The organism is Pseudomonas mucoides (assembly GCF_015461845.1).
GTDB classification, from domain to species: domain Bacteria; phylum Pseudomonadota; class Gammaproteobacteria; order Pseudomonadales; family Pseudomonadaceae; genus Aquipseudomonas; species Aquipseudomonas mucoides.
In genome coordinates this window covers 100,193-112,648 of record NZ_JACOPW010000002.1, presented here as the reverse complement: position 1 = coordinate 112,648, position 12,456 = coordinate 100,193, and the positions used below count along the sequence as shown (strand labels likewise).

Annotated in this window: 9 protein-coding genes; 7 read left to right on the top strand and 2 right to left on the bottom strand. The window is 57.9% G+C overall.

Annotation, left to right across the window (positions count from 1 at the left end; all coding sequences use genetic code 11):
• Positions 1-288: 288 nt before the first annotated feature.
• The 5 genes from H8F22_RS09170 to H8F22_RS09150 are packed head-to-tail and all read left to right on the top strand — an operon-like array spanning position 289 to position 7,376.
• Entirely contained in the window at positions 289-1,530 is a 1,242-nt protein-coding gene (locus H8F22_RS09170) for an MdfA family multidrug efflux MFS transporter (protein WP_027923488.1), read from the top strand.
• A gap of 21 nt (positions 1,531-1,551) precedes the next feature.
• The gene (locus H8F22_RS09165; protein ID WP_194939995.1) at positions 1,552-2,682 is read left to right on the top strand and encodes a LuxE/PaaK family acyltransferase; all 1,131 of its coding nucleotides are present in this window, start codon (positions 1,552-1,554) and stop codon (positions 2,680-2,682) included.
• Between the two features lies 1 nt (position 2,683).
• Entirely contained in the window at positions 2,684-5,098 is a 2,415-nt protein-coding gene (locus tag H8F22_RS09160) for an aldehyde dehydrogenase family protein (protein ID WP_194939994.1), read from the top strand.
• 53 nt (positions 5,099-5,151) lie between these two features.
• Positions 5,152-6,441 carry a phenylacetate--CoA ligase family protein gene (locus tag H8F22_RS09155; RefSeq protein WP_194939993.1) on the top strand — a complete coding sequence of 430 codons (1,290 nt, stop codon included), beginning with the start codon at positions 5,152-5,154 and terminating at the stop codon, positions 6,439-6,441.
• Positions 6,441-7,376, top strand: a complete 936-nt coding sequence (locus tag H8F22_RS09150) for a GNAT family N-acetyltransferase (protein ID WP_027923484.1) — start codon at positions 6,441-6,443, stop codon at positions 7,374-7,376. Before H8F22_RS09155 ends, H8F22_RS09150 begins: the two co-directional genes overlap by 1 nt.
• On the opposite strand, the gene H8F22_RS09145 is transcribed toward H8F22_RS09150, so the two are convergent.
• Positions 7,365-8,291 (bottom strand): LysR family transcriptional regulator, encoded by a 927-nt coding sequence (locus tag H8F22_RS09145; RefSeq protein WP_194939992.1) that lies wholly within the window; start codon positions 8,289-8,291, stop codon positions 7,365-7,367. The genes H8F22_RS09150 and H8F22_RS09145 overlap by 12 nt on opposite strands.
• Before the next feature lie 118 nt (positions 8,292-8,409).
• Here H8F22_RS09145 and H8F22_RS09140 point away from each other — a divergent pair, with 118 nt between their 5' ends.
• A complete protein-coding gene (locus H8F22_RS09140; RefSeq protein WP_027923482.1) occupies positions 8,410-9,405 on the top strand; it encodes an aldo/keto reductase in 996 nt (331 codons plus the stop codon).
• A 44-nt stretch (positions 9,406-9,449) separates the two neighbouring features.
• Here the strand turns inward: H8F22_RS09140 and H8F22_RS09135 are convergent, their stop codons facing one another.
• Entirely contained in the window at positions 9,450-9,980 is a 531-nt protein-coding gene (locus tag H8F22_RS09135) for a hypothetical protein (protein WP_027923481.1), read from the bottom strand.
• Between the two features lie 383 nt (positions 9,981-10,363).
• On the opposite strand from H8F22_RS09135, the gene H8F22_RS09130 reads away from it, so the two are divergent.
• Positions 10,364-12,355: a methyl-accepting chemotaxis protein gene (locus H8F22_RS09130; protein ID WP_027923480.1), complete on the top strand. Its 1,992-nt coding sequence runs from the start codon at positions 10,364-10,366 to the stop codon at positions 12,353-12,355.
• Positions 12,356-12,456 lie beyond the last annotated feature (101 nt).

Genomic DNA, 12,456 nt, shown 5'->3' with positions numbered 1-12,456 from the left:
CCCGGTTATTACGAGCATCGATAACTTACGACCGGGACAAGAGCTATTCATTATTTACTTTAGTACGTAGGACAAATCCGACAAGCTCTTAACTAATGCCCGCGCTGTCGCGGGCATTTTCGTTAAACCCATTAATGTTTTTCACCCTGCGACTCACATTGCATCATCTCGCAAACAGTTGAAACGCCCTGTTTCAATCCTTTATTAGAGCCCTCCCTGATCGTTGGATACTCTTACTGCGCAACAAGAGCACACATCAATTAACTCGCAGCAAAAAACTGGGAATATATGGACAGGCCTTTGATCAATATAAGCGCGTGTCATTTGCTTGGCTTTTGCTTCGCAATAACGCTTTTCGAACTACTGACTTATATGGCCAGCGATATGATCATGCCGGCCATGTTGACTGTCACTCACGACTTGAATGCAAGTGCACAACATGTCCCATTCGCTTTCAATCTGTATCTGGCAGGAGGCATCCTGTTGCAGTGGCTTATCGGACCACTGTCCGATCACTTTGGTCGCCGTAGAATGTTACTTATCGGTTCTGCGGTATTCGCCCTCGCCTGCAGTGCCGCATTCAGTGTGCAAAGCATTTATGCGTTCAATGGATTACGCCTGATCCAGGGCTTGGGATTGGGGTTTGTCATCGCCGTCAGCTACCCGGCATTGCAGGAAGTGTTCTGCGAAGCGGACGCGGTAAAAATCATGGCACTGCTGGGAAATGTCGCACTGCTTTCTCCCCTTCTCGGCCCGCTGTTGGGCAGCCTGCTGCTGGAATGGTTAACCTGGAGGGAACTGTTTTTGCTGCTGGGCATGAGCGGCATGGCGGTCTGGCTGGCACTTTTTGTGTACATGCCGGAAACCGTGGGAACGTTACGCCATGACGGTCAACGCCTGATGGCCGTGCCGTTTGAATGGGGCGGTACCGTGCGCCGTTATGCCGCACTGCTCGGTAACACGCGATTCCTGAGCGCCAGTGTCGCGCTGGGCATCATGAGTTTGCCGTTGATTGCCTGGATCGGGTTGGCGCCACTGCTGCTGATGCATAACCAAGGGCTTTCGCCACTTGCTTACGGCCTGTGGCAAATCCCGGTGTTTGCCGCGGTCATTCTTGGCAACCTGATACTCAATCGATTGATCGCCAAGACCGACATCCCACAACTGATTAGATACTCGCTCTGGCCGTTGTGCGGTGGGCTCTTCGCATTGGTCGTCCTCAGTTTCTACGGCGTCTCGACGCCCTTGCTGATCGGTTGCCTTGGGCTTTACGCGGTCGGTCTTGGCATGAGCAACGCCGCACTCTATCGCCTTGCATTGTTCTCAAGCGATGACAGCAAAGGCCTGGTCTCGGCGATGATCGGCATGATCTCGATCCTTGTCATGGGGGGCGGTGGTTCGTTGCTTGCGGCAGTCGGCGCTGGTTACAGCCATGAATCCTTCTCCCTGATGGCGGGCATCGCCGGGCTTCTATCCCTGTTGCCCTTGCGGTTTTTTCTTCGCCGCAACGCTGTCGCACTTACCGTCTGATCCCCAAGCACAGGTCCATTGATGATCCATTTACCCCATACCGATGCGCTTTGCGCGTTAACGAAACCCTATTGCCTGGATTCGGTACCAGACGGCCTGTTTGATCGGGCGATGAGTGAAATCAGTCTGTTCCATTGTCAGCACACGCCGGGCTATGAACGCTGGCTGCACGCCAATGGCCTTGATGCCAACGCGCTGGCATCGATGGATGACTGGTCAAGACTGCCGCCGATTTTTGCCAACTATTTCAAGCGCCATTTATTACTGGGTTCCTCGGGAAAGGACGCGCTTGAGCTGACATCGTCTGGCACCAGCGGCCAAAAAAGTCGCATGCGCTATGACACTCGCAGCATGGCCGCCGCCCAAGGCATGGTGAACCACATTTTCCGGCACTACGGCTGGGACACTCCAGACAGCCCCTGCAACTACTTGCTGCTGAGCTATGAACCCGACGCAGTCATCAGCCTTGGAACCGCTTTCACCGATCAGTTTTTATGCCGCTATGCCCCCGTCAATCGAGTCGCCTATGGATTGCGCCGCACTGGAAATGGGCACGCGTTCGACCCGTTCGGGGTTGTCCACGCCTTGCAGCAATTTGCTGAAGAAGGCTTGCCCGTGCGCATTCTCGGATTTCCAGCGTTCCTGTCCCATGCGTTGCAACATATGGAAGACACCGGCCTGACGGACCTCAAGCTACCGGCCGAGTCATTGGTGATTCTCGGGGGCGGCTGGAAAACCCAGGCGGCGCAGGAAATGCCTCTGTCGCGGTTGTACCAACGGATCAACCGCCAACTGGGTATCGAGCTGGCGCGCTGCCGGGATGGTTACGGCGCCGTCGAGCATGCCGTGCCTTACGTTCAGTGTGCTCACCAGCATTTTCATGTGCCGGTTTATTCGAAGGTTTTCGTGCGCAATCCCGCCGACTTCAGCGTCCAGCCCTACGGCAAACGCGGCTTGTTGGAGTTCGTATCGCCCTACATTTCTTCAAGCCCGGCGCATGCCGTGGTGATGAGTGATCTGGCGACATTACACCCCGGCGCAAGCTGCGGGTGCGGCTTGACGACCGACTGGTTTGAACTGCATGGACGCGCCGGAACAACCGCTAGCCGAAGCTGCGCAATGGCCGCGTCCGAACTGATGGGAGAGGCATGACATGTACTTGATCAATGGCCAACTGCGTGACGATGTCACCCTTGAGGCAACCCTTGAGCGCCTGCACCAACAACTGCCACGGCTACTGAGTGCACCGATCGACAGCGGTACCGTGATCGAAACCGTCACTCGTTTTGCCCTGCAATTGCAGACTCGAACAGTTGAATTGCCCCTCAACGATGAACAACGCCAAGGGCTTGTCGACTTCTGTCAGCGCAGCAACCTCAGCACCAAGCTTGAACGAGAACTGGGCGACCAACCCCGTTCGCTGCGACGTATCGACTACCGCCAAACAAGTTTTGAAAGCTGGCACCCGCTGGGGCTGGTGGTGCATGTGACGCCAGGCAATGCACCGCTATTGGCGTTCTGCGCGATCGTCGAAAGCCTGCTGGCCGGTAACATCAATTGGCTGCGCCCCAGTTCCAGCGACGAAGGCGTGACCGCTCGGTTACTCGCGGCACTGGTTAAGTGTGACACCAGCGACAGGTTGGCAGATTTCGTTGCGGTGCTGCCTGTCAGTACGGCACAGATCCCTGAACTCTGCACTCGCGCCGATGGCGTGTCAGCCTGGGGCGGCGAAGCGTCCCTTAAAGCCATTCGTCAGCACATCCCGGCCGGATGTCGCTGGATCGACTGGGGGCACAGAATCAGTTTCGCTTACCTGTCGCCAGACGCGGCCACTGCATCTACGCTGGACGCCTTGGTGGATGAAGTCTGCAGTCTGGATCAACAGGCCTGCTCCAGCCCGCAATGGCTGTTGGTCGACAGTGACGATCCCGTGGTGTTGCAGGGGCTGGGTGAACAACTGGTCGAAGCGTTTGAACGCCGTGCCCTGCAGTGGCCGGCGCTGACCCCGACCGATCAGGAAGCCTCGGAAATCACCACCCGCTGCGCCATGGCTCGACTGGATCTCTGCTTTGCAAACCAGACCGGCCAGGTCTGGAACGGCTCAGGATGGCGGATCATCTGGGAGCATGATCAAACACTGGCCCCATCGCCACTGTTCCGCACGCTGATGCTCAAACCCGTGCCGCAACACTTGATCGCCGAGACGCTGCTGCCGTGGCGTACCGTGCTGCAGAGTTGCGCGCTGATCTGTTCACCCGCACAAGCGCCACAGCTGGTACGCACGTTGGTCAACGCGGGGGTCACGCGCATTGCGCCTTGCGGCTCTATTCATGATGGTTACGCCGGTGAACCGCACGACGGTGTCTACGCGCTGTCGCGTCTGAGTCGTCGCCTCTCGGTGAGCCTGCCGGCAGAAACAGCGACTGGCCGGGCAACACTCGACATGCCGCCACCGGCTCCCCCTTCAAGCCAAACGCCAATCATGGATAAAAACGCGTTCATGGCCCAGCCCATCAGTGGCGCAGCCCAACTGTATTTTCGTTCGGGGGGCAGCAGTGGCAGGCCGGCGGTGGCCGGGTACAGCTATCGCGACTTCGAGCGGCAAATGCGCGCGGCAGCCGATGGTATGTTCGCCGCCGGCCTCGACCCTTCTACGGACCGGGTGATGAACCTGTTTTACGGCGGCGGCTTGTACGGCGGGTTTTCCAGTTTTACCAAGGTGCTTGAGCTGATGGAGGTGACCCATTTCCCGATGGGGGCACCGCCGAATGACGACTTCAGCGAAATTGCGCAAATGATCGCGGACCAGCGTGTCACCGTGCTGATCGGCATGCCAAGCACCTTGCACCGCCTGTTCTTCAACGAGCAGGAACGCCTGCGCGTTTACGGCGGCATCCATAAAGTGTTCCTCGGCGGTGAACACCCGGCAGAGGCCAGCCTGCGCCTGATGGAAAGTTGTGGCGTGTTGCAGATTCGCTCGGCGATTTATGGCTCGGTCGATGCCGGTCCCCTGGGGCATGCCTGCGCATCGACGGCCAATGGGGTATTTCATTTGATGGGCGATACCCAGCATCTGGAAATTGTCGAGATCGAACAGGATGTGCCCGTCCAGGCTGATGAAATCGGACGATTGCTGTTTACCTCCCGGGCGCGGCAAGGTCAGGACGTACGCCGGTATGACGTGGGCGATACCGGTCGCTGGGTACCCGGCCCCTGTCCTTGCGGACTTGAATCGCCGCGGTTCGAATTGCTTCAGCGCCACGGCAAGCTGCTGCGGATAGGCACAGAGTTCATCTCGCCATCGGCGCTGCAAGAGCGTGTCGGCAGACCGATTCAAATTCAGCTGGATCATGCACCGAACGGCATGGAACGGCTGCGGGTTTTCATCGATTCAGACAGGGGTAGCGTTCGCCAGTCCCTATTGACCGATGAAGCCTTGTCGAGCGCGGTAAACAACTGCTTTTTAATGGTAGAAATTCACGAATGTGCGGAATCGGCCTTCACAAGAAACAAACACAGCGGCAAAACACCCTTGGTTATTGATAACCGAATACAAATACACCGCTGATCAGCAACATCCTGTCTCTTAACCGTAGACATGCCTGATATAAAGAGAGCCCCGTGAATTCCATGTATTCGCTTGAACAACTCGTGCCTTTCATAAGGCAACACTCGAACTTTTACCGCAATCATCTGCAAGACTTGCCCATGTGCGAAGTTACCTTGAACGCGCTGCCATTAATAAACGTGGATGAGTATTGGGCAGACAGTCACGACTTGAATAACTGGGCCGTGCTGACAGGACGTATCGACGATGGCCTGGTATTTAAAACCGGGGGCTCGACCAGTCAAGGCAAACTTAGCGTTTATACCCCCAATGAATGGCGGACATTGGTAACCACATTTGCACACAGCATTTCCTCTCAACTGAAGAACGGCGACCGGGTCGCCAATCTGTTTTTTTCCGGTGATCTTTACGCCAGCTTCGTGTTCTTCCACGACTCACTGGCGCACGTCACACACTCCATTTGCGAGTTTCCCTTCACGGGCAATGTCGACCTGGACGTGCTGGCTGATGCTGTAGATCAGCATCGGATCAACGTGCTTGCCGGCGTTCCAGCCCAGTTGTTGCGATTTGCCGCCTACCTGAGTCGGCATCAACGGGTGTTGTGCGGCGTCGATACATTGCTGTACGGCGGCGAAAGCCTGTTCCCCGCGCAAATCGCCATGCTCAAGACAGCGCTTCCCAATGCGCGCATCGCCTCCGCCGGCTACGCCAGCGTCGATGCCGGCCTGATAGGGGCCAGTAGCCGTGACTGTGCCTTGGGAGAGCATCGGACGTTTGAACCCCACACACTGCTGGAAATTGTCGATGAGCACACCGGCGAAGTCATCGAAGAGTGTGACCGTACCGGTTTGCTGGTGGTCACCAACCTTACGCGCCGGCTCATGCCCCTGCTGCGGTATCCCGTGGGTGACCGCGCTTGCTGGCGCGAGCCAAGCGCCACGCCGATGCGCAAATTCGCGCTCAAGGGACGCAGTGCCCACAGTCAACGGGTTCGGGTCGGGACATTGTCGTTGCTGATCGACGAAATCCTGTTGATCGTGCAGCACATCGCTGGCAGCGATCAATGGCAGTTGGTGATCGAGCAAGAGGGCGTCATAGACCTTGTGACGGTGAAGTGGGTGCCCACCATGCCATCCACCGACACCCTCCCCATCTGCAGCGCGCTGCATGAAGCGCTGATCGCCCATTATCCCGGCATTGAGCAACTGAATCGCCAAGGGTTGATGGAACTGCGCGTGGCGCCCTGTGCAACCACCGATTTGAACCTTCACCCGCGCTCTGGCAAACAGATGCGGGTTCTGGACGTGCGCGCGTATGACTCGCCGTCAACGGAGCGTCAGTAATGTCGACCCTCGTTTATCGTCGCTTCCAGCCAGGTGATGCACGCGCCGTAAGTCAGTTGTTTCGCCAGATCTATGGGGATCATTACCCTCGACCGGACGTTTATCTGCCGAACATGATCAGTCAGCACAACGCCTGCGGCCAATGGTTCTCGATGCTGGCGGTCGACGGCGAATGCGTGTTGGGGCACGCCGCGTTATGCCGTGACTCACTGTCGGACATCCCCGAGCTGGCGCTGAGCGTGGTCCATCCCGCTGCGCGAGGTCAGCGTATCGCGACACACCTGGGTCGGGAATTGTTGTTGCAGTCGCAGGCGCAACAGGTCAAGAACGTCTTGATCAAACAAGTCACGCACCATCCCCACACGCAACGCATGGCCCACAGCATCGGGTTTCACAGCACGGGATTGCTTCCCGACTACGCGCCGTCCCCGCTCACCAGGCCGCTGCCGGAAACCATGGTGCTCGGCTGTTATCTGGCCGAGGGGCACACACGTCCGTTACCCGAAGTTCAGTGGCCTGAAAGTTGTCGCACGCTTATGCAACGCTTGTGTGATGTGTTCGGGACTTATCGGGCCACGCTGTCGCCAGCGTCGATGCCGTTGCAAATCAGGCAAAATCACCAACGCTACGTCGTCGTCATTCAGCGTTTGAGCGACGCATTGCTGGACCAACTCCGGAGGTTGCCCAGCCATTGGCTCATCTCGGCCAAAATCGAGCTGTCACGCCACTTTGCCGAGGACTTGCACCGTTTGACCCTGCTGGGTTTCACCTTCAGCGGATTGATGCCCGCCCTGCGCAGCAACGGGTGGTTTGCGCTGTTTCACCGAGGGGCGCAGCCGCGTCATCTCTCCCTGCATTGCCCTGACATGCAACAGTTGCACGATAACTTGCAGCGCGACGCCAGCGCACAGGCCAACACCTGTTCAGCCGCTTGAACCCTTCCGGTAAACGTTAAGGCCCGGCTGCGCGCAAAGCTCCACCAGCCAATCGACAAACACCCTCACCCGCCGGGACAACTGGCGGTGGGGCGGATACAGCGCCGTCAACGGCATCACCGGTGGCGGCACGCTCCCGAGCACTTCACACAATCGGCCTTCATCGAGTTGGCGAGCAACGTGGTAATACGGGGTCTGAATCAGCCCATACCCCGCCTCACACGCCGCCAGGTAACCGTCGGCGCTGTTGACTGCCACCTGTTTGGGCAAATCCATGAGTTGCACTTCGTCATCAACCTGGAATTCCAGTCCAAAACGCTTACCGGTCGTGCCGGAGAAATACTCCACCATCCGGTGCCCTTCCAGGTCTGCCAGACATTGAGGGATTCCATGGCGTTGCAAGTAGTCAGGGCTGGCACAGGTGACCTGGTCCAGCATGACCAATGGCCGCGCCACCAATGAATCATCCAGCGCGCAGCCACCACGCAACACGCAATCGACCCCTTCGCGGATCAGATCGATGGGGCGATCATTCAAACCGATTTCCAGCTCGATCAAGGGATAACGTCGGGTGAACGCCGGCAATGCCGGAATCACGATCAAGCGCCCAATTCCTGCCGGCATGTCCACCCGCAGCAACCCTTTGGGATTGTGTCGAGCGGCGGAAAACACCGCTTCAGTTTCTTCCAGGTCCGCCAATAGCCGCACACAACGGGGGTAATAGGCCGCGCCGTCGAGGGTCAGGCTGATCTGGCGCGTAGTCCGTTGCAGCAATTGGGTCCCCAGATGCGCTTCAAGCTGCTTGATCAATACAGTGACCGAGGCTCGGGGCAATTGCAGGCTGTCGGCTGCTTTGGCAAACCCGCCCAGCTCGACGATTCGGGTAAACACGCGCATGGCGTTGAAACGGTCCATTACTCTGGCGTTCCTGATGATTATTTAGAAAAGACGAACAGTGATAGCAGTTTTAGCCGGTTTATCTTGTTTCTGTCGAGGTCGACACTGTGCGCTCACACCACAGGGAGTTGATTTCATGCAAACACGTCAATTGGGCAAAAACGGCCCGCAGGTTTCCGCCATCGGCCTGGGCTGCATGGGCATGACCGATTTCTACACCACCGGCGTAGACACCCAAGAGGCCACTGCGACCCTGCATCGCGCACTCGAACTCGGGATCAACCTGCTCGACACCGCCGACATGTACGGCCCTCACACCAACGAAGAATTGATCGGCAAAGCGATTGCCGGCAAACGCGACCAGGTATTTCTGGCGAGCAAGTTCGGCATTGTCCGTGACCCGTCCAATCCCACCGCACGGGGTGTCAATGGCCGACCGGACTACATTCGCGCCTCCATCGACGGCACACTCAAGCGTCTCGGCGTTGAAACCCTGGACTTGTATTACCAGCACCGGATCGATCCGCAGGTGGCCATCGAAGAAACCGTCGGCGCCATGGCCGAACTGGTGAAGGCCGGCAAGGTGCGTTACCTGGGCTTGAGCGAGGCGTCGGTCGCTACCCTGGAACGCGCGCACAAGGTTCACCCCATCAGCGCGCTGCAAAGTGAGTATTCGTTGTGGAGCCGTGACCAGGAAGAGAACGGTTGCCTGGCGGCGTGTCAGCGTCTGGGCGTGGCGTTTGTGCCTTACAGCCCATTGGGGCGAGGCTTTCTGACGGGCGCACTGAAAAGCCCGGATGACTTTGCGGCGGATGATTACCGTCGTTTCAGCCCACGTTTTCAAGGGGAAAACTTTGCGAAGAACTTGCTGCTGGTACAGCAAGTACAGGCATTGGCCGCAGAAAAAGGCGTGACAGCAGGCCAATTGGCGTTGGCCTGGGTGCTGGCGCAGGGTGACTACCTGATCCCGATCCCTGGAACCAAACAGCGCAAATACCTGGAGGAAAACGTTGCGGCACTGGAGGTCAAACTCAGCGCAGATGAATTGAAAGCGCTGGAGTCGATATTCCCCGCCAATGCCACCGCAGGCTTGCGTTACCCCGAGGAAGTCATGAAGTTGCTGGACCGCTAGCAACAGTGCCTGGCCCGCTCCACCCTGAGCGGGCCGGCAACCTTTCACGCCTTGGAGCTGACACCCTTGTCCGTAGGAGCGGTCGTGCCATTGCCCTTGCCATAAGTGGCCAGGTTTTGCAGGACGTAGATGGCGGTCTTGTATTCCGGGATCAGGCCAACCGCGTATTTATCGCCCTTGATGCTGTTGTTCTGGATGGTGTCCAGTTGCGTGGCGAAGTATTCCAGCGCATTGAACTTCGCATCCGGATCATTCTGTACCCCGAACCGGTCAAATTTGTCCCCGGCGTTCATCAAGGTCATCGACGTAATATCGGAGATCAGGCCTCTGCCCCGTAAAAATGCACTGAGATTGCCCAATTGTTTGGACGATACATTTTCCGGGTCGAAGCCTTTTACGTTCCTGAATATTTTCTGCTCATCCATCCTCGCCGCGTTCAGCGCATTTGGATTGGTGCCCACCAGCGCGAGCATTTGCTTGACCCTGGCGCTGTGCGTCACGGGCTTGCCGCCGCCAGTGTTCTGCACCAGTAGACCCGCCTTGGCCGTCCATCCCCCAGTATTGCCGATTGTCATGACTGAGCTTCCGACTGCGTGACCATATTCAGATCCTTCTTGAGTGGGTTTGGAGCGGGCGAGTATCGGGTCTGGCAACTGGCCACTCCAACCCCTATTTGCTCATTTTTACAATTTCCGTACATTTCAGATACAAACTGGCAAGTGCCCGGCTTTATTGCCCTAGACGAACTTTCCTGGAGGGGTCTAGACAACTAACCCAGCGATTTGTACGTCTCGGTTAGTTTGTTTGTATCCGTTTCGATACCTACCGCGCTTTCCGCTGATGCCCGTTCCTGGACGATCGTGCCTAAAGCTATCCCTGCCCAAGCCGATAGCCCGATGAAGCAGCGATGCCCCCTCCAAACCTAATAATAAAAATGCTGCACACAAGGACCGGTCCCATGCCCACATTCCGTTCGATCCAGGCTCGCTACACGCTGTTTCTGGTCCTGTTTATCCTGTTGCTGTTCGCGCTGACGGTGGTCGGAATCAGCCAGTTGGTCGCGCCTAAACTGCGCCATACCGAAGAACAGGTGGCCCTCAACCGCATCGCCGACGTCGCCCGACAAATCCAGGGCGAACTGAACAAGGTTCAGGCACAACAGCGCAGCATCACCCAAACCATTCCCTTACTCGACAGCGCTGGCATTGACACGGTATTGCCAGGCCTGGTGGATCAGTACGGTGAATTGAAAGTCTTTGGCGGCGGGATCTGGCCGTTGCCGGGCCAACGTGAAGCCGGGCGCAATAAATTCAGCACCTTCTGGCACCGTGACGCCTCGGGCAAACTGGCGGTCAATACGTTCTGGAACAGTGACGCCGCACCGAACTACTACGACCAGGCCTGGTACAAGGGCGGCATGCAAACGCCACGTGGCCAATGTGCCTGGGCGGCGGCCTATAAAGATGACGCCAGTGCCGAGCCGCGCACCAACTGCGCCATGGCCATTCAGAAAAATGGCGTGGCGTACGGCGTGTCGACCATCGACGTGACGCTGGGCTTCTTCAATGACTTGATCGCGCAAAAGGAAAAAGACCTTGGCGCCGAGATGCTGATCGTCGAAGCCGACGGCAAGATCATCAGCAACAGTTCGCGCATCAGCGGCCCCATCGTTCTGAAAAACATCAGTGAACTGGCGGGCAACTCACCGTTCGCCAGCCAAGTGAAAGCCGGCCTGCAAAACCGTGACCAATCGCAGCGCGTCGAATTCGACAACAACGGCGAAGACAGCACCTTCTTCATGCGCCCCATCGAAGGCTCACCGTGGTTCCTCGCCACCGCCCTGCCGAGCAAACTGATCACCGCCCAGCGTGATGACGTGCTCAGCACCCTGAGCCTGTTGCAAATCCCGATGGTCATTCTGCTGGCGCTGTTGCAGATCTACGCGATTCGCCAACTGGTCCAGCGCCTGAAAATCCTCAAGACCAATATCGATGCGCTGTCTGCCGGCGACGCCGACCTGACCAAACGCATCACCATCCGCGCCGAAGACGAACTGGGCGCCATCGGCCACTCGGTCAACGCCTTTATCGTCTACTTGCAGAACATGATCGGCGAAGTGACCCAGGCCACCGGCGCCATGGCCTCGAGCCTGGACAACCTGCAACGCACCTCGGCCCACACCAGTCAGATTCTGGTGCGCCATGCCTCGGAAACCGATCAGACCGTCACCGCCATTACCGAGATGAGTTCGACCGCTGAAAGCGTCGCACAAAATGCCGCCGAGACAGCGGCCTTCACCAAGCGCGCCAACGAAAACGCCGACCGTTCGCGGGTGGTGGTGGGCGAAGCGTCGAGCAGCGTGGTTGCGTTGATCGAGGAAGTGGCGAGTGCCACCCACAAAGTCGAAAGCATGCAGCAGGACGCGCAACGCATCACCGAGATTCTCGGGGTGATTGGTGCCATCGCCGGGCAAACCAACTTGCTTGCATTGAACGCAGCCATCGAAGCGGCCCGGGCCGGTGAACAAGGCCGAGGCTTTGCGGTGGTCGCCGATGAAGTCCGTGCCCTCGCCGGCCGCACCCAGGCCAGCACCTCGGAAATCAATGAAATGCTCACGCGCCTGACCCAAGGCGTCAGTTCGTCGGTCGCCGCAATGGAAAACACCCAGGCCAGTTGCCAGTCCGCCGCCGACGCGACAGCGCGGGTCAACTCGGGCCTGGATGAAATGGCCGGTTCCGTCAGCCACATCAACGGCCTGAGCACGCAGATCGCCACCGCGGCCTCGCAGCAAAGTGCGGTGACCGAAGAGATCAACCGCAGCATGGTGCAGATCCGGCACATGGTGGATGAACTGGTGAAAAGCGGTCAGGCCAGCGAGTTGAATACCCGGCAACTGGTGGACGCCAATGCGCGCGTCAGTTCGATCATGGGGCGGTTCAAGGTTCGTTGAGTACCTGAAAAGCCTGGAGCAAACCTGTGGGAGCGAGCTTGCTCGCGATAGCGGCCCTCCAGTCAGCATCATTGTTGACTGACACACCGCCATCGCGAGCA

Bases quoted from the DNA above. Each gene is read 5' to 3' on its own strand.
- H8F22_RS09170 (WP_027923488.1), top strand. From the start codon at position 289: ATGGACAGGCCTTTGATCAATATAAGCGCGTGTCATTTGCTTGGCTTT.
- H8F22_RS09165 (WP_194939995.1), top strand. From the start codon at position 1,552: ATGATCCATTTACCCCATACCGATGCGCTTTGCGCGTTAACGAAACCC.
- H8F22_RS09160 (WP_194939994.1), top strand. From the start codon at position 2,684: ATGTACTTGATCAATGGCCAACTGCGTGACGATGTCACCCTTGAGGCA.
- H8F22_RS09150 (WP_027923484.1), top strand. From the start codon at position 6,441: ATGTCGACCCTCGTTTATCGTCGCTTCCAGCCAGGTGATGCACGCGCC.
- H8F22_RS09145 (WP_194939992.1), bottom strand. From the start codon at position 8,291: ATGGACCGTTTCAACGCCATGCGCGTGTTTACCCGAATCGTCGAGCTG.
- H8F22_RS09140 (WP_027923482.1), top strand. From the start codon at position 8,410: ATGCAAACACGTCAATTGGGCAAAAACGGCCCGCAGGTTTCCGCCATC.
- H8F22_RS09135 (WP_027923481.1), bottom strand. From the start codon at position 9,980: ATGACAATCGGCAATACTGGGGGATGGACGGCCAAGGCGGGTCTACTG.
- H8F22_RS09130 (WP_027923480.1), top strand. From the start codon at position 10,364: ATGCCCACATTCCGTTCGATCCAGGCTCGCTACACGCTGTTTCTGGTC.